This window comes from Haloglomus litoreum (assembly GCF_029338515.1).
Classification (GTDB): domain Archaea; phylum Halobacteriota; class Halobacteria; order Halobacteriales; family Haloarculaceae; genus Haloglomus; species Haloglomus litoreum.
The window spans coordinates 4,004,822-4,024,256 of sequence record NZ_CP119988.1; the positions used below are offsets into that span (position 1 = coordinate 4,004,822).

The following is a 19,435-nucleotide window of genomic DNA, read 5'->3' on the forward strand; positions in this document are numbered from 1 at the left end:
GGGCGGGGAGCGATCGGCATGAGTGGCGTCTGGTCGCGGTCGCGACAGCGGCTCGCACACGTCGCCCTGGCGACGGCGCTCGGGGTGTACCTCTACTCACCGCTGGGGAGCGTGGCGGCGTTCGAACTCGCGGTGCAGGTGCTCGTGTTCCCGGCGCTCGCGCTCTCCGGCCTGTTGCTGTGGAAGGGCCACCGTCTCCGGCGGTGGCTGGGTCGGTGAGCGGGGACGACCTGTCGACTGAGGCTGCTCCGCCCGACGTTCGACACCTGTTCGAAGCGTACCGCGGGAGTCTGCCACCAGAGGGGCGCCCGGACCTCGCCGGCGCGTTTTCGTTCGGCGACACGCCCGCGCTGGCCGATACGCTCGCCGACCTCGTCTGCGTGGGGGAGAAGACGGCTACCGCCGAGGCGAAGTGGACGGTTGAGGCGGCAGGAGAGCCGCTCCCGGAGCCGGGCGACCACTGGGTCGTCCTCGACGGCGATGGGGAGCCACGGTGTGTGATCCGCACCGAGCGCGTCGAGGTTGTCCCGTTCGTCGACGTGACTCCCGACCATGCCGCCGCCGAGGGCGAGAGCGACGGCTCGCTGGCGTCCTGGCGCCTGGCGCACGTCCGGTACTACCAGCGGACGCTTCCCGAGGGGCGATCGTTCGACCCGGAGATGCCGGTCGTCTGCGAGCGGTTCCGGGTCGTCTACCGCGCCTGAGCGTCTCCCGTGGTGGGTCGCCGTGGATCACCCAACTCCCGGCCCCACACGACAATCACGACGAGCGCCGCCGCGACGGTCAGAAGCGTCATCGCCTGCCCGTACCGGAGCTCGAGGAGCGGCGTGGTGAGTGTCCCCGAGACGAACGCCTCCGTCCCGTTGACCGCTGCGTGGAGGAGGACGGCATGGAGCACGCTCCCCCGGGTGTGGTCGAACACCCACGTCAGCAACACCGAGAGCGCGAGGAGTCGCGGCAGGTACCACTCGAACGGGAGCGTCGTCCCGGCGTCGGTCAGGAGGAACACCGGCAGGTGCCAGACGGCCCAGACGGCCCCGAGGAGGAGGCTCGCGCCGAGCGCGTCGAACCGTGCCTGCAGTCGCGGGAGAGCGTAGCCCCGCCACCCCAGCTCCTCGGCGAGCGCCCCGCTTCCGAGGCTGGAGACGAGGAACAGGGCGACGATGACGGGGAGCGGGAGGGTCCCGAGGTCACCGCCGAACCGGCCGAGCGGTCCGGCCCCGGCGGTCAGGTGGAGATACCACCAGCCGAGGAGGCCGAGGCCGACCGGCAGGAGCGCGGCGGCGTACCAGCGGAGAGGAACGCGGATTCGAACGAGCCGGGCGAGCAGTCGTCGGAGGCCGGCGAGACCGTCGGCCCGCCACGTCAGCACGAGCGCTGCAACGGACGGACCGAAGATGGAACCGACCACCAGCGGTGTGGCTTGCGCGACGGGGACGAGGCCGAGGACGACTGGGAGGAACAGCCCCCACGAGAGCAGGAACGTCAGGGCGACGAAACGGACGAGCGTTTCCGGGGGAGCGTCGATCCGGGTCGGGTCTGGCGGAGTCACGGGTCGGCTTGGTCCGGAACGGACCTATCGGCCCGTCCACACTCACGTCTCGCGGGACCGTGCGGCACGTTTATACCCCGTCATCAGCGCGGTCGGAGAGTGTGGCCAGCAGGAGGACCTGGCCGAGGACGAAGAACCCGGCATAGCCGAGGGCAGCGGCCGCTGTCCCACGGCTGAGGAGAGCGAGCGCGGCGGGTGTCGGGACCACGACCAGCGACAGCGTCCCTGCCGACAACGCGAGCATCCGGCGGTCCCCCCGCCGTCGGTACGCGCGGGCGGCTTGCCCGGCGACGAAGGTGCCGCCCAGAACGACCACACCGAGGGTGGCGGCCGCGAGCGGGCCCGAGCCACCGAGAAACACCGTCGCCGCCCCGACGGTCGTTCCTGTCCCGACCCCGAGCGCGGCGACCACGAGATCCGCGATGGACCGGGGCGCCCAGCTCCCGCCCGCACCTGTCGGCCCGTACATCCCCCGGATGATGGTCAGCAGACCGACCGTCTGTACGAGGCTGCCGGTCACGTACCGGAGCCGGTCCGGGAGGACGCCGACGTCGACGAACAGGAAGCCGAGCGGGGCCGCGGCGACGAGCGAGATGCCGACGACCAGTGCGCGGAGCGACGGGGTGGGGGCGGCTCGGTAGCGGCTGACGACACGGCCGACGATAGCGAGGCCGAGCAGTACCGCAAGCCCGACGGCCAGTGTCGCCGCCACTGCGACCGGCGAGGTGGTGGCGAAGCTCTGGAGCGGGGCGAGCAACGGGGGAGGCGTGGCGTGTGTCATCGGAGTCGGTCGAAGAGCCCCTCGAGCCGGTCGACGGCGTCGGTTGCTGGCTCGGTGCGATCGATCGTCATGTGTACCCCGTCGGTGTCGAGGTCGATGGTGACGCGGTCGAGGCTGGCGCGGTAGCGCTCGAAGTGATGCCCGTCCGGGTCGAGCTGGACGGCGCCGACGACGAGGCCGGCGGCTTCGAGCCGCTCGAGCTGACGGTAGACGGTGGTCCGGGAGGCGTCACACCGGTCGGCGAGTTCGTCACCCGAGAGCGCCTCGCCGGCGGTGCGGACGAGTATCTCGCGGGCACAGGCGTTGGCCAGTAGCTCGGCCACCTGTCCGACATCGGCCTCGTCCGCGTCACCCGCCGGACTCATCCGGGCGACACCTCGAACGGAGGCCCCATAGCCCCTCGCGTTGGCGGTTCACTCGGCGGTCACCGGGGGAGGGGACGGGTCACGGCTCCAGAGGTACGCCGCGAGGAGGAACAGACCGACGAGCCCACCCCCGAGAAGCGACACGCCGACGATACTCGCCCAGAGTGTCGGCCGAGCGCGGCCGGTCAACCGGGCGTCCCGACGGACCCAGACGGCCACCAGCAGGCAGACGCCGACGTACGCGCCCCCGAACAGGACGAGCGCGAGGACGACGAGCCAGCCGATGGCCGTGGTCGGCGGGAACGACGACTGGAGGGGAACGGACGATGCGTGGACGGTCGATGCGAGCGTCATGGGCTCCAGAGGGCCCCAGGAGGGATGACCCCCGGCTCACGGTCACGCCCGGCGGAACTGAGCGATACCTTCATACGGGGCGTGATTCCGCGGGGATGCTCTGTTGACGAACGACGCTCGGGAGCCGTACCGGGGAGCCGGGTCCGACCCGGTCGCCGGCAACCGCCTCGTGATCAGCCGAGATCCGTCGAGGCCTACTGACGAACGGGTTCGTCGTCACCACGCGACTCGACAGCCGGCGGTCGGAACTGGAACGCAGCGCCGGCGCCGGCGACCGCGATTCCGGCCCCGATCAGCACGCTGTCGCCGTCGATCCCCGTCGGAACCCCCAGGCTCGTCAGGAACGCACCGACGGCGATCATGGTGCCGAGAACGGCGAGTACGATGCCGGCTCCGCGATACAGTCCAGTTCGATCCATGTGGATGGTAGGCTGGCCAACAGCATACCCGTATCGGCAGACACGCACTCGTCCGTACGAGCGATCGCTCGCCGCCACACGGGGCGCCGGTCGAGCGGTGAGGAGGGATATAACCGTTCCGACGGATTGGCGGCGCTGCAAGCCAGCTTCCGGGTCTTTGCCGGGTGGCCGCCGATTCCGGTCGTGAACCGAACGACACTCGCCCGCCACCCGGTCCTCGCCGCGGCAGTGGGCTACGTCTGTCTGCACGTTGCGCTCGTCCTCGGCTCGGCGGTGTACGCGCGCGGCGACGCTGGCTCGCTGGTCGCGGCCGGGGCCCCCTCCACCGCGTACTACCTGCTGATCACCGGCTTCGGCGCAGTCGTCCTGGCGGTCACCGCCCCATCACTCGGCCGATGGTGGTGGGCCGCGGGCGGCACACTCGTGGTCGCACTCGTCGCCGCCCGATACCTGACCGGGACCGCCGCGGGCGTCCTGACCATCGTGGCGCTGTTCGCGCTGGTCTTCCTCCCGTACCTCGTTGCCGGTGGCATCGTCGTCCGGCTGGTCGCGGGGCGGTTCGGGGGGGATCGACTTCGCGGGCTCCCGGCGCACCCGCGCACGCGGCGCGGGCTGTTCGTGGCTGCCGTGGTCCTGGTTGCGACGGTCGGTGGATCGGTGCTCGCGGTGGCGGCCGCGCCGGCGCCGGTCCCGCCGGACGACTGGCCGGCCGAACGGCAGCTGGCGTACCTCGAGCGGACCGACCAGCGGGACCGGGAGACCGGTGCGGTGGCCGACCGGAGCCGCGACTACCAGCGCGCCGAGCGAGTCCTCTCGTTGCTCGCGGCGGGCCGGGCGGACGCCCCCGACGAGTGGCTCGACGCGGCCGTCGTCCTGCATCACGGGACCTGCCCGGCGCACTTCGAGACGGCCCACCGGCTCGCCCTCGCGGCGAACGAATCGGCTGCCCTCGACGCCACCCGCTGGGTCCACCTCACCTACGACCGCTGGCAGGTGTCGATGGGCCACCCCCAGCGCTACGGGACCCAGACCGGGACCCGCCCGGTGGATGCCGGGTGCCACCCACCGATACCGCCGGAACTGGAGCCGGAGTCGCCGCTGGCGATGGCCCGGTGATAGCTGCGGCGGGACGGCGACTCCCGAAAGATTCATGGTGTAAAGCCAACTTTACGTAAAACGAACTTTACGGAAAGTACGCTTTACACCCCACCCGAACTATGACAGGACCCCCAACCCGACCTGACAGGCGGCCCGTGGACCAGCCCGGTCGACGAGCGGACCCCAGCCCCCGTGCGGTGAGACCGAACCGACAGCGGACACCCGGAGGAGTCGCCGATGAGTGACGGCGAAGCGAGCATGATCGAGGGCGAGCACGGGGCGGTGTCGTTCCGGCCGGTCAGCGAGACGCCCACCACCGGAAACGGGGGTGTCGCGTGGCACCGCCAGAGCCGCGCGTTCGCCGTCCGGACGCTCCGAGAACTGTTCCGCAACCGGGCGGCGCTGGTGTGGGGGCTTGCCGCGCCGGCCTTCTTCTTCCTCGTCTTCGGCGTGTTGCTCGGTGACCCGGGCGTCCAGCGAGGGGCGAACGCGGTCGTCTTCGGCGTGTTCGGTGCGTTCAGCGTCTCGCTGGTCATCTTCGCGACCGCGCTGAGCGCGGACCTGAAGGCCAAACGCTACCGGAAGCTCCGGTCGCTCCCGGTCTCGCCCACGGCGGACCTGCTGGGCCGATTCGCGGGCGGGCTGGCGCTCGCCCTCGTCTCGTTCGTACTCGTACTGGCGGTCGGCGTCGCGACCGACGGAACGCTCGCGCTCCGTTCGGCCGTCTCGGTGCCCGTCGTGCTCGGGGCGCTGGTACTGTTCTGCCTGCTCGCGATGGGGGCGGCCGTTCTCGTCGCCTCCGTCCTCGACGACGGCGAGTACGTCGTCGGCGTCACGAACATGCTCACGCTGGCGCTGTTCTTCCTCACCGGCTACAACGGCCTGCTCCCGTCGATGGCGCCGGGGCCGCTGGGCGAACTGGTGAACGTCCTCCCGAACTCGCTCGCCACGCGGCTGGCGGTGTACCACCTCGTCCCGGTCGGTTCGGGCGCGGGCACCCCGCTGGTCCCACCCGCGCTCCCGACCGGCGTGGAGTCGGCGCTCCTGCTGGGTGGCTACGCCGTCGCTGGCGTCGTGCTCGGGTCGGTCGTGATGCGTCGTCGCATCTACGACGGCGAGGGGGGTGAGTGACGTGTCGACCGGGACGGACGTGGCGGTCCGGGCCCGTGGCCTCACCAAGTCGTTCGGTGACGGGTCCCCGGTGTTCGAGGGGGTCGACCTGTCGTTCCGCCGCGGCGAGACCACCCTCCTGATGGGGCCGAACGGGTCGGGGAAGACCGTCCTGCTGTCCTGTCTGGCGGGTGGACTGCGACCCTCCAGGGGGTCGATCTCGGTGTTCGGCGACCCGCCGGCCGACGGCCGGACCGAGCTCGTGTTCATGCTCCAGGACGGGCTCGCGGTCGACGAGCTCTCCGGTCGCGAGAACGCGGCGTTCTACACCGCGCTCCACCCGGGCGCGACCGACCGGTGGCAGGAGGTGGCCGACAGCCTCGAACTCGACGCGCTCGACCGCCGCGTGGCGGACTACTCCGGCGGCATGCGCCGGAAGCTCGAACTCGCGCTGACGCTCTCGGTCGACGTGCCGCTCTACCTGCTGGACGAGCCGACCGCCGCGCTCGACCCGACGACCGTCGAGCGGTTCCACGCGATGCTGGACGACCTGGCCGACGCCGGCCGGACCGTCGTCGCCACCAGTCACTCCCCGCGGGACATCCGGGCGGCCGACCGACTGGTCTTCTTCGGCTCGGACGGCATCGTCGCCGACGGCGAGCCGGACGCGCTCCGCGAGGCCACGCCCCCGGTGGTCGTCGTCGAGGGGGGGACGACCGACGACCTCCGACCGGTCCTCCGCGAGGGCCGACTGTTCGACACCGATGCCGGCCGTCGCGGGTTCCTCGCGGCCCAGGCCGACCCCGAGGCCGTCGCCGAACGGCCGGGCGTCCGCGCCATCGAGGTACCGACGGCCCCGGACGTGTTCAACTACTACATCCACCTCCAGCCGTGACTGGAGTCCTGCACCGCGTTGCAGGGAACAGCTTGGTTGCCGGGTGGGCACCGCCGGGTGTCAACTGCCCCCGTCGAGCCCTCCCGGCGGGTCAGGTGGTCCCGTGACCGACACCCCGGTACGGGTGGACTGCCGGCGAGCCCCCGGGCGGGCCGCCACGGCTGTCGGCCACAGCGGGACGGGTCATCGCGACGCCAGACACGCCTCGACGGCACGCCGGAGCCGCAGCTCCCGTGGGTCGTCCCAGACGTGTGTGCCCATCCGGTTCGGCGTGTAGGCGAACCCCAGGTCCCGGTCGGGGTCCGCGAACGCGAACGAGCCACCGGCACCCGGCGCCCCGAACGCGGCCTCGCTCCCGAACGCGAAGCCGTCGAACGGCTTCCAGAACCCCAGCGAGTACGAGGTTTCCGTGCCGAGGACCACGTCCCGGCGGCCGCGTGTCGGGAGCGTCCCCGGTGCCGCGAGGGCGTCGAGCGTCTCCCGACCGATGCCCAGCGGGTCGCCGTCCGTCGCGAGCGCCCCGTAGAGTCGCGCGAGCGCCCGGGCGGTCCCGACACCGTTGCCCGCGGGGATCTCGAGCCGGCGCCACTCGGGAGCGTTCAACTCGGCCGGCGTCGAGACGTCGAACGGGTTCATCGCCCGCGACGTGGTCGAGAACGGGTTGGCGAGGCCGAGGAGCATCCGGGGCGGGAACGCCCCGAGGTTCCGGAGGGCGTCGAACGGGCCGAACGGCTCCACATGGGCGACCCGGTCGTCCGCCGACTCGGGGAGGCCGATGTGGAACGTCTCGCCCAGCGGGTCGAACAGTTCCTCGGCGACGTACGTGCCGAGCGTCCGGCCCGCCGGGTCGGTTCGGCGGAGCAGCTCGCTCTCGTACCAGCCGAGCGACCACGCGTGGTAGCCGTGGCGGGTTCCGGGCTCCCAGTCGGGCGCCTTCGCGGCGAGGCGGGCGACGAGCGAGTCGCGGGCGGCCACGTCCGCGGGAGTCAGGTTCCGGCCGACGGCGGCGACACCGGCCTGATGCCCGAGCAACTGCCGAACGGTGACGTCGCCCTTCCCGTGCTGTGCGAAGGCGGGCCAGTGGTCCGCCACCCGGTCCCCGTACTCGAAGCGACCCTGTGAGCGGGCGTGCGCCATCGCCGCCGCGGCGACACCCTTCGTCGTCGAGAAGACGAGAACGAGCGTCTCCCCGGTCCAGGGATCGGTGCGGTCGGCGTCACGATAGCCACCCCAGAGGTCGACGACGAGTTCGCCCCGGTGAACGACGGCACACGCGGCACCGAGTTCGTCGCCGTCACGGAGCGATTCGGCGAACACCGATTCCACGGGCTCGAACCCGGAAGCGACACGGCCGCCGACCGGTGGCTCGACGCCGCTCATCGGGAGTCACCGGGCCTGTCGGTCCCGTCCATGGACATCGTGTGAGGGGACACGGGCATCAGCATGCACCCAACAGATTGGGGTCGTCGAGGAAGACCGTACCCGGACCGAGTGGGCTCACGACCCGGGCGTTCCACACGCCATCTCGGTCGACACCGTCTCGACGGTCGGGGGCTGGCCACCCAGGTCGAACGTCGTCGTCGAGTGGTTGCAGTCGAAGGACCCCGCGTCGAGTGTTTCGGTGACGTTGCTCCCGCCGGTGACCGAGAGCGTCATCGTGTAGTTCCCCACGTGGTCGATCTCCCCGAGGACGGTCGTGTTCGGGAACGACCGGAACGTCCCGACGTACACCGTCTCGCCGTCGCGGGCGACGGTGAGGGTCACGTTCCGCGTCGCGTTCCCGTCGTTGACGAGCCGGACCATGTGCGGCGGCTCGTTCGGGTCGAGTGTGTCGTCCGCGCCGTCGAAGTCAAGTGGCGGCTCGTCCGGACTCGTCCCGGTGGCAGGGGTGCTGGCGTTCGTCGGTGTACTCGCCGGGTCCGGGCTGTCGGTCGGGGACGACGGACCCATCGCTGTCGAGCATCCGGCCAGGAGGGCGAGGACGAGGAGGGCCAGCGTCAGCGTGGTTCGGGACACGATGGCGATGCGAGCCGTGGCGAGGTAGCCTTCCTGTAGCCTCAAACGGGTGTTTGACCGATCCGGCACGAAGGCCCGTCGGCACCCACCGTCCCGTTCCTCATCGGCGACCACCCGCTGCAGCAACCGCTATGCGGGGGGTCTCGGAGCTACCACCCTTTCAAAAATTTGAGAACCAAATATTTTTGAGTTCACAAATGCTCTCCCGACACGGACACATGAACGTCGAAAGCACACTCGCGCGGCTGTTCGGACTCGAGGGGGACGAATGGCTCCGGCACGCGAACCCACGCAGCGTCTACTCGCGGTTCACCGTCCTACCGCTCATCGTCGCCGCGGCGTGGTCCCGCGTCTGGATCGGTGAGTACTTCCTCGTTCCGCTGGCGCTGACGCTACTGTGGACGTTCTTCAACCCACGACTCTTCAGCAGGCCGGCGTCGCTGGAGAACTGGGCGTCGAAGGGGGTTCTCGGCGAGCGCATCTGGCAACAGCGGGAGACGTACGACATCCCGCGGGTGTTCGCTCTTCAGACGCACACACTGAACCTGGTCCAGGTCGTCGGCCTCGTTCCGTTCATCTGGGGGATGTACACCCTCGACCTCTGGATGACCATGGCCGGGATGTCCGTGGCGTTCCTCGCGAAGACGTGGTTCTTCGACAGGATGGTGTGGCTGTTCGAGGACATGCGTCATCTGGAGGACATCCGGGCCTGGACCGAGTGAATCGGTCTCGCGTTCCACGAGTCCAGCGTCCCCCGCCGTGCTCGGCCGACCAGAGCCACGGCAGTCGTGGCACACCACGCGTCCGACCTCGGCCCGGGGGCGCCGGACGGACCTGCCAGCCACAGCCGGGATCGGCTGGAAACTCAGGACATATCCGTTCCTGATTCGTGCGGGTGGCCATGAAGGGGTTCTCCGACGACCAGCGCGACCGCATCCGGGCGGACCTGCTGGAGGCCGGGCGAGAGCTGTTCGCGCAGTACGGCCTCGGGAAGACGACCATCGCCGACCTCACCGGCGAGGTCGGGATCGGGACGAGCACGTTCTACCAGTTCTTCGACTCGAAGGAGGGACTCTACCTCGCGGTTCTGGAGGAGGAGGGAGAGGCCATCAGCCGCCGCCTCTCCGACGAGGGGATCGTCGAGGGCGACGATCCGGAGACGGTCGTCCGGTCGTTCCTGCGCTTCCTGTTCGACGAGATCGAGACCAATCCGCTGGTCCGCCAGCTCGTCGTCTCGGACGAACTCGGCCGGTTGCGCGAGTACCGCACGCCCGAGGAACGCGAGGCCGACCGAGCCGAGGACATCGAGGCCATCCGGGCGTTCACCGACCCCTTCGTCGAGGCCGGCGAGGTTCACGGGGAGGATCCCGAACTCGTCGCCCGGGCGGTCGGCGCGATCCCGTACCTCACGCTCCACGAGGACGACATCGGTGCGGACCACTACCCGGAGGTCCGGGATTTCGTCATCGAGACGTTCGCACGGGGGCTGGCTGCGACCGGAGAGTGACCCAGGCCGGAACGGCCCGCCAGCCGTCCGGGATCGACGCCATCGACGGCCGAGTCGTGCCGTCTCCCGATAGAACGGGGCGCTCCGCGGACCGGAGCACGTGCGATGCCCAAGCTGTTGGTGGAACCGTTTCGGCCCGGCGCTCCGTCCTCCCGCTCATCGATGTCCCGGAGCAGCGCGAACGACGGAGATCGGTACGACACAGTGGTCGTCGGAGCGGGTCTCGGGGGACTGACCGCCGGGGCGACGCTCGCCCGTGCCGGGCGTGATGTACTCGTCCTCGAACGGCACTCGGTGCCCGGCGGGTGCGCCACCACGTTCCAGCGGATGGACTTCGAGTTCGAGGTCAGCCTCCACGAGATCGAGGGCCTCGATGAGCACGACATCAAGCGGGAGCTGTTCGATTCGCTGGGGCTGCTGGAGGAGCTGAACTTCGAGCCCGTCCCCGAGTTCTATCGCTACAGCCGCGGCGACCAGGAGCTGGTCGTCCCACACGGAAGGGAAGCGGCCATCGAACGACTGACCAGCGAGTTCCCCCACGAGGAGGCCGGCATCCGCCGGTTCTTCGAGGTCATCATGTCGATCCGCGAGTCGATGTCGCGGTTCCCGCTGTCCGGGTCGCTCCCGCTTCGACGGCTGCTGACGTTCCCGCTCGGCAACTGGACCTTCCTCCGGTATCGTACCACCACGTTGGGAGCGTTCCTCGACGACATCATCGAGGACGAGGAGCTGAAGCTCGTACTGACCGCGAACCTCGGCTACTACCACGACGACCCGTATTCGATGTCGCTGCCGTTCTTCGCCGCCGCGCAGGGCGGCTACTTCGCTGGCGGCGGGTACTACGTCACGGGCGGGTCACAGACCCTCTCGGACCATCTCGCAGCCGAGATCGAGGCGCACGGCGGGACGGTTCGGATGGGGCGGCTCGTGACCGACCTCGTCGTCGAGGACGGGGAGATAGCGGCCGTCCGGCACGAGAGATCCCGGCCCGGAACGACAGAGACGACCGGACGTGAGAGGCAGACCACCCCCACCGAGGCCGTCGTCGCGAACGCGGCGATCCCGCTGGTCGCCGACGAGTTGCTCCCCGAACGGTACGGCCGGCAACTGGCCGATCGCATCGAGGACTGGGAGGTGGCTCCCTCGCTCACGACGCTGTATCTGGGCTTCGAGACGCCGCCGTGCGATCTCGGCTGTGAGCAGTACTCGACCGTCCTCCAGCACCCCGAGACGGAGACGCTGGCCGACGCGGCCGAGGGACGCGACTCGTCGTACGGTCGACGGACGCTGAACTTCGTCGACTACAGTCAGGTGGACACCGGACTCACCGACGATGGCAAGGCCGTCGGTGCGGTCTCGACGGTCGACTACCTCGACAGCTGGACGGGCCTTACGGATGCCGAGTACCGACGGAAGAAGGTCCACGTTCGAGACGTCCTGCTGCGTCGGCTCGGCGACCAGTACCCCCGGTTGCCCGACGTGGTCGAACACGCCGAGTTGGCGACGCCGAAGACGATCCATCGGTACACGCTCAACCCCGGCGGATCGGCCTACGGCTTCGCACAGACGCCCGGGCAGTCGTTGCTGAACCGACGTATCGAGACGCCCGTTCCGAACCTCCGGTTCGCTTCGGCCTGGGGGTTCCCCGGCGGGGGCTTCACCGGCGCCATGGCGTCGGGATATCGCGCTGCAACAGCATTGCTCCAGTCCCGCGACTGAGGTCCGGGGGCGCGTTCGGGTCGTCCAGTGGAGGCTGCAGGAGCCGAGGCGGGCGCGCCGTATCCGCTCCGGGCGGCGGGAGCTACGAGTAGGCGATGTTCAGTTCCAGCTCGTTCGCCGTCTCGAGGAGCCGGGTCGAGAGCTCGCGCTCCGAGGCCTCGTTCTGCAACCTGTGCGCCGGCCCCGAGATGCTGAGCGCGCCGATCGGTCGCCCGTCGGTCCGTTTGATCGGCACGCCGACCGCGTAGACCCCCTCGACGTTCTCCTCCTCGTTCACGCTGTACCCCCGTTCCCGGATCGTATCCAGGTCGTTGCGGAACGCCTCGGGGTCGGTGATGGTGTTGTCCGTCACCGGGTCGAGCCCCACCGTCTCGAGTATCTCCTCGACGGTCTCTGGGGGATAGCAGGCGAGGATCGACTTGCCGGCGGCAGTCGAGTGTAGCGGGATCCGCTCACCGATCCGCGAGTTCGGCGTGTTGACCGCGTTGTCACCCTCCGCACGGTGGACGTACACGGCCCGGCCGTGCTCCGGGACGAGGAACTGGACCGACTCCCCCGTCTGCTCGGCCAGTGTCGCGACCTTGGGCTGGAGTTTCGTGTACGCCGGGTCCCGGGTCCTGGCGTACTCGCCGAGCGAGAGGAACCGGAGTCCGACTTCGTGCGTATCACCGTCCTTCACAAGGTAACCCAGGTCGTGCAGTGTCGTAACGTGGCGATGGATCGTGCTCTTCGCCACGTCCAGTTCCGTCGCTAACTCGGTCACCCGGGCGCCTCCGCTGGTCCGAATGGCTTCGATGATCTCGAACGTCGTTTTCGTCGTCTGGACCGGCTTCCGCCCCTCGTTCCCGCTGCTCATTGGCGTGCGAATCGGTTCGACACCGAGATAGATAAAGTTCCGCTGGCTCGAACGCACCCCCCGGGACCGTCCTCGGGTCGATGAGGCGCTTCCACGGTTGTGGTCCCGAGACGATCGCACGCTCCCCGGACGGTGCCGACCCGAAACGAGGGGTTCGTATGATGGAACGGACGGACGGTCGTTCGAACGGAACGGACGGGCGACAGATTCCAATAGTTCTGATTTCTAACACCGAAAGGCAGTGCAAGCAGCCAAGACCCACCTATATCTACCCTATACCACTGATAGCACATATATAGCCGGTTTTAATTAACAGAATTAGAAATGTTGGCAAAGTTATTTAACGTTAGTAGATGTGATACGATACCATGAGTGGACCGTTAGCGTACGAGTCGCTGGACGAGGGACGCCACTGCAACTACTACCGCTACGACCGAACGTTGCAGTTCGAACTGGCGTATCGCTGTGCCGACGCGGAGCTGGACTGGGGAGCCCCGAGACTGCGGGACTTCGGGGAACTGGTCGGACACACCGTCGTCGACAACGCCGACACCGTCGAGGCACATCCGCCGGAACTGACGGCGTACGACAAGGACGGCGATCGCGTCAACGAGGTCGAGTACCACCCCGCCCACCTCGAGAACGAGCGGCTCGTCTACGAGTCCGGGCTGATCGCCGACGCGTTCGAGGCGCCGCCCGGTCGTGACGAGCCCGTCTCGTTCCCGTTCCACTTCGGTCAGTTCTACCTGATGGAGTACGCCTCGAGCGTCGGCCTCAGCTGCCCGGGGGCGATGACCGGGGGGGCCGCGCTCGTCCTGGACAAGTTCGACGACGGGTCGCTGGACGAGTTCTACGAGGGGTTGACCGCCAGGACGTACGAGGACCTGGTGACCGGCGCGATGTTCCTGACCGAGAAGCAGGGCGGGACCGATGTCGGGGCGAACGAGGTGACCGCCGAGCCCCAGGGGGACGGGACGTACGAGCTCTACGGCGAGAAGTGGTTCTGTTCGAACGTCGATTCGGGGGCCGCGCTGGTGCTGGCTCGAACGCCCGATGCCCCCGACGGCACGGAGGGGCTCTCGCTGTTCCTGGCCCCCGGGCCCGAGCGTGCCGGGGCGCCGGCGGACTACCGCATCCGTCGTCTGAAGGACAAGCTCGGGACCAAGAGCGTCCCGACGGGGGAGGTCGTCTTCGAGGGGGCCGAAGCCTCCCTCGTCGGTGCGCCGGAGGACGGGTTCGAGCAGATGTCGGAGATGCTGAACATGGAGCGACTCTACAACGCCATCGGCTCCTGTGGCGTGATGGGTCGGGCGCTGCTGGAGTCGAAGGTCCACGCCGCCAACCGCGAGGTGTTCGGCGAGCGGCTCGACGAGCATCCCCTGATGCGACGGGACCTGCTGGAGATGGCGACCGACCACGAGGCCGCGCTGGTGTTCACCTTCGAGGCCGTCGACGCGTTCCATCGCCGTGAGCGCACCGACGACGGGACCGCCCATGGGCTCATGCGCATCCTCGTCCCCATCGCGAAGTACCGGACCGCACGGATGGCCGTCGACACCGCCTCGTACGCGATGGAGATCAAGGGCGGGAACGGGTACGTGGAGGAGTTCGTCCACCCCCGGCTCCTCCGGAACGCGCAGGTGCTTCCGATCTGGGAGGGTGCGTCGAACGTCGTCGCCCTCGACGTCCTCCGGGCGATGGAGCGCGAGGGGGCCCACGAGCCGCTCCTCGAACTCGTGACCGACCGACTCGGATCCGTCTCCCACCCCGTCCTCGAACCGCTCGCGGCCGCGGTCGCCGACGAACGCGACGGGCTCGCGCGCGCCATGGCGACGGTCGGCACCGAGAGCGTGGCCTACGCACAGCGGCAGGCGAAGGAGCTCGCGGACTACGTCTTCGACGTGACGACCGCCGCCGTCCTGCTCGAACAGGCGCAGCTACAGCTCGACGACGAGGGCGACGCGCGGAAGGCGGCCGTGGCGCGACGGTTCATCGACGACCAGCTGCGTCGGCCCGACGAGCGGGGCATCACCACCCCGGACGAGCTGTCGCCGGACGTGTTCGATGCGGTCGTCCGGTACGACAGCCTCGACCCGGAGCGCCTGGCGGAACCGGCGGCTCCGGAGGGGATGGGTGAGTACTGATGGCGCTCGATGACACCCCGGTCGTGGATGCGTGGATGCAGCATCCGGTCGGCGAGTTCCTGGACCAGCCGTGGCTCGAGTCGCTGAAGCGGTGGAACGACGGCGATTTCGAGGACGTCCCCCCGGAGTGGACCGTCCAGGCCTACGAGGGCGCCGGCGTCGACATCGGCCTCCTGAGCGCCTGGTGGGGCCCGGATGGCCCGCTCATCGGCAACGACGACGTGGCCGACATCGTGGACGCACATCCGGACCAGTTCGTCGGCGTGGGGTCGGTGCCCATCGACCGGCCGATGGCGGCGGTGCGGGAGGTCCGGCGGTGCGTCGAGGAGCTGGGCTTCGCCGGCATCCGCGTGGTGCCGTGGCTGTGGGAGCTGCCGCCGAACGACCGGCGGTACTACCCGGTCTACGCCGAGTGCGTCGAGCAGGACGTGCCCTTCTGCCTGCAGGTCGGCCACACGGGCCCGCTGAAACCCTCCGAGCCGGGACGGCCCATCCCGTACCTGGACGACGTGCTCCGGGAGTTCCCGGACCTCACGGTCGTCGCCGGGCACATCGGCCACCCGTGGACCGAGGAGATGATGGCGCTCGCGACGAAGTACGAGGACGTCTACATCGACACCTCGGCGTACAAGCCCAAGCGGTACCCGGACGAACTGGTGGAGTTCATGCGGGGCCACGGCTCGGAGAAGGTCCTGTTCGGGACGAACTACCCGATGATACAGCCCGGCGAGTGTCTGGAGGGCATCGCCGACCTCGACCTCGGCGAGGAGGCACGCGAGCGGTTCTGCTACCGCAATGCCGCCGAGGCCTTCGGGCTGGACATCGCGTAGGCGCCTCCCGGCTCCGACAGCCCCGGCCCGTGGCTGGCGGGAGCCCCACCGTCTCGCGAACGACCCGGACGGCCACAGCGAGCGGGCGGGCGGGGTGGGTGGTCGTCGCTGTCGGCAGACTGGACGGAACAGCGGTATCACAGCACATTTGACACGAGCGGCCGAGGGGCGAGTATGGAGATAGAAGTGGTCACGGGGACCGGCGAAGGAGCGACCTCCCTGAGCGCGTTCGATGCCGCGCTCGCGGACGCCGGGATCCACAACTACAACCTCGTGACCCTCTCGTCGGTCATCCCCGAGGGGGCGGTCGTCTCCGTCGAGGGGACGCACGACCGCGAGTGGGACGTCGGGGAGCTGGTGAGCGTCGTCCTCTCGGAGAACGAATCCACGGTCTCGGGCGAGACCATCGCGGCCGGGCTCGGCTGGGCGCAGGCCGACGAGGGCGGGGTCTTCTTCGAGGCGACGGCCGAGAGCCGGACGAACGTCGAATCGCTGGTCACGCGGGGGATCGAGACCGCCAAGACGAACCGGCCGGACTGGAACTGGGAGCCGGGGATCGAGACCGAGATCGCCCAGCACACCGTCGACCAGAACGGGGCCGCGATCGTCTCGGCGATCTACCGGCCGGTGTAGTCGGCCACGTGGGGTAGGATGGACGTGAGGGGGCCCAGATTCGGGCAGGGGATTCCGGCGTGAGAAACATTTAGCAGGGGTCCCCGACGAGGGTAAGGCACCGATGTCACGAGCCGACCCGGACCTGAACGTTGACATCCCGTCCGGCTACGAGGATGTCGACGAGTGGGCGACGGCGGCGGTCAGGGGGGCCAACAACTGGCTCGTCACGATCCGCAACGCCACCGACGAGGGAATCGACCCGTGGAGCGACGAGTTCACCAAGGGGGAGAACGGGATCATGACCTACGCGGAGGCGCTCACCGCGCTGGCACTCACCGAGCAGTTCGCGCCGGTGGACCGCTCGGACTGGAGCACCCTCCGCCGACGCTACTATCAGAACGATCTGGAGGTTGTCCTGGACCACATCACGGCCGAGGACGGCCCGAACTTCAGGCCGAACCCGTACCTGACCGGGGGTGACGGACAGGGCGAGCGACTGGAGACGGACAACTTCACCGTCGCGGCGACGTTCTCGACCTCGGCGATCCTGGAGTCGCTGCAGGCCGGCATCGACCTCGGCGACGATATCGACCGGAGCGAGCTCGAGGCGGCGCTGGAGACCAACGTGGAGTGGCTGCTCTCGAACGCCGTCGAGGGCGAGCGTGTCGCGGCCGACGACGCGGTCGGCTGGGCCTGGCTCGGGAGCGAGTCGAGCCAGTTCGAGGAGATGGACCCCAGCCCGGTCAACTACTTCACCTACTCGGCTACCATCGTCCTCTGTGACCTCCTCAACTACCGGGGGATCGACCTGGTCGACGACGTCGTCACGAAGTACGAGACGGAGCTGAAGGAGACCCTCGAGGGGGCGAGCCGGTTCCTCCAGAACGAGTACTGGGAGGGAGAGTACTGGTCGGTGCCGACCGGGGTGATGGGCGAGGTGAGCAACAAGGAGAAGCTCCTGTCGACCTGCTACGCGTTCGTCGGCCTCTCGTACGCCGCGGCCAGTCTCGAGGGGATCGACATCACGGACGAGCGGAGCGACCGGATGGCGACGGCGATGAACTGGGCGCTGGGCTACTACGAGGACCAGCCCAACCTCTGGGCCCTGACCGTGGACTACGACTGCGGGCCCGACCACCAGTTCACGGACGGGTCGGCCCCGTACGTGCTGCTGGACTCCCTGGTCGAACTCATCAACCGCCGGCCGGAGCTGGTCGAGCAGGTCGATGACTTCGCCGCCGACACCATCCGCGAGAAGGTGCGCGGGAAACTGGCGCCGGTCATCCTGGACAAGTGCTGGGCCGGCGACCCGCGGTTCGAGCAGAAGGGGTTCCGCCACATCGGGAACGCGGACCGGCTCATCAAATCCCGCGACGGTGCCCCCGAGTACAACATGACGGCCATCTACTCGACGGGTGTCGCCATCGAGACGTTCCTGCTCAACTTCCTCGAGGAGGGCAAGCAGTTCAACTTCGGCGACGAGTTCGAAGAGGAGTCCGACACCGCGACAGGGACGACGGAGGCCGTCGAGACGCCGACTGGCACGCCACAGCAGGTCGAGCGCAAGACGGTCAACAACATCATCCTCAACGAGGGCGGCGAGGAGGGCGGCGTCCCCGAGGCGGTGGACGAGCAGCTCCGGGACATCCAGTCGGAGATCAAGGACCTCTCGGCGGAACTCGGGGACGGGGGCGACGACGTGGCCGTCAAGGAGCTCGAGACGCGGAGCCTCGCGTTCCTGAGCGAACTCAACGACTGCGAGTCCACGCTCGACGACGAGTACGACGAGCACTGGGTGGACGTGACCGACGACCTCGGGTCGGCGAAGCAGCCGATCGCCTCGAGCCTGCAGGAGAACTGGGAGGAGAAGTTCAAGCGCATCAACACCGGCCAGTTCACGGAGTACCTCCGCGAGGTCTACTTCTGTCCCGACCGCGAGACCTACGAGGCACGGGTCGCCTTCGGGGACCGGACGACGCTCCTGTTGCCCCCGCAGCGGGCCATCGTCGACGAGATCGGCGACTGGGACGACGAGACGTTCCGGGACACGGACGCCCGACGCGGCTACGTCGAGGAGCGCGTCGAGGAGCTGGCCGAGGAGCCCTGGGGCGGCGAGGACATCAGCGACGCCGTCTACCAGTTCAAGAAGCGGTTCGAGGAGGAGACGAGCTGAGGTAGCGACCGGCCTCTCGGGGGCAGCCCGATCCCGGGAGCTCCCTGTCCTGCCACCCCGACCGCGGCGTCGGTGCGCACGAACCGACCCCGTCACGCAGCCCGGGCCAGACGTCGCGCCGTAGCGTGGTTCAGCGACCCATACGCTTTAGTCACACCCATCGCAACCAGCGTCCATGTCGACGTCGACGGACATCGTCTCATTCTACTCCTTCAAGGGGGGTACGGGGCGCAGCACGTCGCTGGCGAACGTGGCGCACGCACTGGCCGAACGGGGGGCGACGGTCGGCTGTATCGACCTGGACCTGGCGGCTCCCGGGCTCCACATGATCTTCCCGAACATCGGGGTGGCCCACCTGAACGCGAAGACCGTTCACGACCACCTCAACGGGGACGACAGCGACATCGAGGAGTACATCATCGACGTGGGATCGCAGCTGGACGAGCCCCCGGAGGGGGAGCTGTTGCTCATCTCCGGGGCCGTCGAGTCGCCGGGCGACGACAACCCGCTGGAGATGATGAAGCGGGCCCTGGAGCTCCGGGACGACTTCCAGCGCCGGCGTGACCTGGACTACCTGCTGCTCGACTCCCGCTCGGGCCTCAGCAACCACATGATCCCGGTGTTCGACAAGGCGGACCTGTTCCTCGCCTTCCACCGCTGGACCCACCAGCACAAGACCGGGACCGACCGGCTGGCCGACTGGATCAAGGACATCGGCGTCTCGCTCGACCACGTGATGAGCGTCGCCAGCAACGTCCCCACGGCGGTTCCAGAGGACGACATCAGGGAGTGGGTCCAGACGGAGCTGTACGGCGTCTCCGAGTACCACATCATCAACACGTCCCAGATCCTGCGGGGTGGCGAGGAGATCGTGACGCTGACCCACCCGGACGAACTCATCGCGGAGCAGTACCGGAGGCTGGCCTCACGGCTCGAACGGATATGATGCGCCGGGCGTCGAAGCGTCTCGGGCGAACGGCGACCGACCGCAGTCCACCCAG

21 protein-coding genes are annotated in these 19,435 nt (G+C 69.0%); 13 read left to right on the plus strand and 8 right to left on the minus strand.

The window, feature by feature from the left end; genetic code table 11:
- Positions 1-18: 18 nt before the first annotated feature.
- Together P2T62_RS20020 and P2T62_RS20025 are read left to right on the plus strand one after the other, a co-directional pair.
- A complete protein-coding gene (locus P2T62_RS20020; protein ID WP_276258782.1) occupies positions 19-219 on the plus strand; it encodes a hypothetical protein in 201 nt (66 codons plus the stop codon).
- On the plus strand, positions 216-704 hold the full coding sequence (locus P2T62_RS20025; RefSeq protein ID WP_276258783.1) for an ASCH domain-containing protein: 489 nt from the start codon (positions 216-218) through the stop codon (positions 702-704). The genes P2T62_RS20020 and P2T62_RS20025 overlap by 4 nt, the downstream gene beginning before the upstream one ends.
- Here P2T62_RS20025 and P2T62_RS20030 read toward each other — a convergent pair.
- The 5 genes from P2T62_RS20030 to P2T62_RS20050 form a co-directional block, all read right to left on the minus strand.
- Positions 692-1,552: a CPBP family intramembrane glutamic endopeptidase gene (locus P2T62_RS20030; protein ID WP_276258784.1), complete on the minus strand. Its 861-nt coding sequence runs from the start codon at positions 1,550-1,552 to the stop codon at positions 692-694. The genes P2T62_RS20025 and P2T62_RS20030 overlap by 13 nt on opposite strands.
- Positions 1,553-1,622: 70 nt before the next feature.
- Positions 1,623-2,333: a hypothetical protein gene (locus P2T62_RS20035; protein WP_276258785.1), complete on the minus strand. Its 711-nt coding sequence runs from the start codon at positions 2,331-2,333 to the stop codon at positions 1,623-1,625.
- Positions 2,330-2,698 (minus strand): ArsR/SmtB family transcription factor, encoded by a 369-nt coding sequence (locus P2T62_RS20040; RefSeq protein WP_276258786.1) that lies wholly within the window; start codon positions 2,696-2,698, stop codon positions 2,330-2,332. Before P2T62_RS20040 ends, P2T62_RS20035 begins: the two co-directional genes overlap by 4 nt.
- A gap of 48 nt (positions 2,699-2,746) precedes the next feature.
- A complete protein-coding gene (locus P2T62_RS20045) occupies positions 2,747-3,052 on the minus strand; it encodes a hypothetical protein (RefSeq protein ID WP_276258787.1) in 306 nt (101 codons plus the stop codon).
- A 194-nt stretch (positions 3,053-3,246) separates the two neighbouring features.
- Entirely contained in the window at positions 3,247-3,471 is a 225-nt protein-coding gene (locus tag P2T62_RS20050) for a hypothetical protein (protein WP_276258788.1), read from the minus strand.
- A 183-nt stretch (positions 3,472-3,654) separates the two neighbouring features.
- Between P2T62_RS20050 and P2T62_RS20055 the strand changes: the two genes are divergently transcribed.
- The 3 genes from P2T62_RS20055 (at position 3,655) to P2T62_RS20065 (ending at position 6,574) form a co-directional block, all read left to right on the plus strand.
- Entirely contained in the window at positions 3,655-4,587 is a 933-nt protein-coding gene (locus tag P2T62_RS20055) for a hypothetical protein (RefSeq protein ID WP_276258789.1), read from the plus strand.
- 219 nt (positions 4,588-4,806) lie between these two features.
- The gene (locus P2T62_RS20060) at positions 4,807-5,700 is read left to right on the plus strand and encodes an ABC transporter permease (RefSeq protein ID WP_276258790.1); all 894 of its coding nucleotides are present in this window, start codon (positions 4,807-4,809) and stop codon (positions 5,698-5,700) included.
- The gene (locus P2T62_RS20065) at positions 5,693-6,574 is read left to right on the plus strand and encodes an ABC transporter ATP-binding protein (RefSeq protein WP_276258791.1); all 882 of its coding nucleotides are present in this window, start codon (positions 5,693-5,695) and stop codon (positions 6,572-6,574) included. The genes P2T62_RS20060 and P2T62_RS20065 overlap by 8 nt, the downstream gene beginning before the upstream one ends.
- A gap of 183 nt (positions 6,575-6,757) precedes the next feature.
- Here the strand turns inward: P2T62_RS20065 and P2T62_RS20070 are convergent, their stop codons facing one another.
- Positions 6,758-7,954, minus strand: coding sequence for a serine hydrolase domain-containing protein (locus tag P2T62_RS20070; protein WP_276258792.1), 1,197 nt, complete (start codon positions 7,952-7,954; stop codon positions 6,758-6,760).
- 117 nt (positions 7,955-8,071) lie between these two features.
- Positions 8,072-8,635, minus strand: a complete 564-nt coding sequence (locus tag P2T62_RS20075; RefSeq protein WP_276258793.1) for a hypothetical protein — start codon at positions 8,633-8,635, stop codon at positions 8,072-8,074.
- A 173-nt stretch (positions 8,636-8,808) separates the two neighbouring features.
- Here P2T62_RS20075 and P2T62_RS20080 point away from each other — a divergent pair, with 173 nt between their 5' ends.
- The 3 genes from P2T62_RS20080 (at position 8,809) to P2T62_RS20090 (ending at position 11,816) form a co-directional block, all read left to right on the plus strand.
- A complete protein-coding gene (locus P2T62_RS20080) occupies positions 8,809-9,312 on the plus strand; it encodes a DUF6653 family protein (protein WP_276258794.1) in 504 nt (167 codons plus the stop codon).
- 179 nt (positions 9,313-9,491) lie between these two features.
- A complete protein-coding gene (locus tag P2T62_RS20085) occupies positions 9,492-10,097 on the plus strand; it encodes a TetR/AcrR family transcriptional regulator (protein WP_276258795.1) in 606 nt (201 codons plus the stop codon).
- A 162-nt stretch (positions 10,098-10,259) separates the two neighbouring features.
- The gene (locus P2T62_RS20090) at positions 10,260-11,816 is read left to right on the plus strand and encodes a phytoene desaturase family protein (protein ID WP_276258796.1); all 1,557 of its coding nucleotides are present in this window, start codon (positions 10,260-10,262) and stop codon (positions 11,814-11,816) included.
- An 82-nt stretch (positions 11,817-11,898) separates the two neighbouring features.
- On the opposite strand, the gene P2T62_RS20095 is transcribed toward P2T62_RS20090, so the two are convergent.
- Positions 11,899-12,672: an IclR family transcriptional regulator gene (locus P2T62_RS20095; RefSeq protein ID WP_276258797.1), complete on the minus strand. Its 774-nt coding sequence runs from the start codon at positions 12,670-12,672 to the stop codon at positions 11,899-11,901.
- A gap of 368 nt (positions 12,673-13,040) precedes the next feature.
- On the opposite strand from P2T62_RS20095, the gene P2T62_RS20100 reads away from it, so the two are divergent.
- The 5 genes from P2T62_RS20100 to P2T62_RS20120 all read left to right on the plus strand — a co-directional run bounded on the left by P2T62_RS20100 (position 13,041) and on the right by P2T62_RS20120 (position 19,380).
- Positions 13,041-14,816, plus strand: coding sequence for an acyl-CoA dehydrogenase family protein (locus P2T62_RS20100; protein ID WP_276258798.1), 1,776 nt, complete (start codon positions 13,041-13,043; stop codon positions 14,814-14,816).
- On the plus strand, positions 14,816-15,646 hold the full coding sequence (locus tag P2T62_RS20105) for an amidohydrolase family protein (protein ID WP_276258799.1): 831 nt from the start codon (positions 14,816-14,818) through the stop codon (positions 15,644-15,646). The genes P2T62_RS20100 and P2T62_RS20105 overlap by 1 nt, the downstream gene beginning before the upstream one ends.
- Positions 15,647-15,820: 174 nt before the next feature.
- Positions 15,821-16,279 (plus strand): pyruvoyl-dependent arginine decarboxylase, encoded by a 459-nt coding sequence (locus P2T62_RS20110; RefSeq protein WP_276258800.1) that lies wholly within the window; start codon positions 15,821-15,823, stop codon positions 16,277-16,279.
- A 103-nt stretch (positions 16,280-16,382) separates the two neighbouring features.
- Positions 16,383-18,434: a hypothetical protein gene (locus tag P2T62_RS20115; RefSeq protein ID WP_276258801.1), complete on the plus strand. Its 2,052-nt coding sequence runs from the start codon at positions 16,383-16,385 to the stop codon at positions 18,432-18,434.
- Positions 18,435-18,609: 175 nt separating this feature from the next.
- Entirely contained in the window at positions 18,610-19,380 is a 771-nt protein-coding gene (locus P2T62_RS20120) for a ParA family protein (RefSeq protein WP_276258802.1), read from the plus strand.
- Positions 19,381-19,435 lie beyond the last annotated feature (55 nt).

Coding starts and splice junctions, on each gene's coding strand:
- P2T62_RS20020 (WP_276258782.1), top strand. CDS start 19: ATGAGTGGCGTCTGGTCGCGGTCGCGACAGCGGCTCGCACACGTCGCC.
- P2T62_RS20035 (WP_276258785.1), bottom strand. CDS start 2,333: ATGACACACGCCACGCCTCCCCCGTTGCTCGCCCCGCTCCAGAGCTTC.
- P2T62_RS20040 (WP_276258786.1), bottom strand. CDS start 2,698: ATGAGTCCGGCGGGTGACGCGGACGAGGCCGATGTCGGACAGGTGGCC.
- P2T62_RS20045 (WP_276258787.1), bottom strand. CDS start 3,052: ATGACGCTCGCATCGACCGTCCACGCATCGTCCGTTCCCCTCCAGTCG.
- P2T62_RS20050 (WP_276258788.1), bottom strand. CDS start 3,471: ATGGATCGAACTGGACTGTATCGCGGAGCCGGCATCGTACTCGCCGTT.
- P2T62_RS20060 (WP_276258790.1), top strand. CDS start 4,807: ATGAGTGACGGCGAAGCGAGCATGATCGAGGGCGAGCACGGGGCGGTG.
- P2T62_RS20070 (WP_276258792.1), bottom strand. CDS start 7,954: ATGAGCGGCGTCGAGCCACCGGTCGGCGGCCGTGTCGCTTCCGGGTTC.
- P2T62_RS20080 (WP_276258794.1), top strand. CDS start 8,809: ATGAACGTCGAAAGCACACTCGCGCGGCTGTTCGGACTCGAGGGGGAC.
- P2T62_RS20085 (WP_276258795.1), top strand. CDS start 9,492: ATGAAGGGGTTCTCCGACGACCAGCGCGACCGCATCCGGGCGGACCTG.
- P2T62_RS20090 (WP_276258796.1), top strand. CDS start 10,260: ATGTCCCGGAGCAGCGCGAACGACGGAGATCGGTACGACACAGTGGTC.
- P2T62_RS20095 (WP_276258797.1), bottom strand. CDS start 12,672: ATGAGCAGCGGGAACGAGGGGCGGAAGCCGGTCCAGACGACGAAAACG.
- P2T62_RS20100 (WP_276258798.1), top strand. CDS start 13,041: ATGAGTGGACCGTTAGCGTACGAGTCGCTGGACGAGGGACGCCACTGC.
- P2T62_RS20105 (WP_276258799.1), top strand. CDS start 14,816: ATGGCGCTCGATGACACCCCGGTCGTGGATGCGTGGATGCAGCATCCG.
- P2T62_RS20110 (WP_276258800.1), top strand. CDS start 15,821: ATGGAGATAGAAGTGGTCACGGGGACCGGCGAAGGAGCGACCTCCCTG.
- P2T62_RS20115 (WP_276258801.1), top strand. CDS start 16,383: ATGTCACGAGCCGACCCGGACCTGAACGTTGACATCCCGTCCGGCTAC.
- P2T62_RS20120 (WP_276258802.1), top strand. CDS start 18,610: ATGTCGACGTCGACGGACATCGTCTCATTCTACTCCTTCAAGGGGGGT.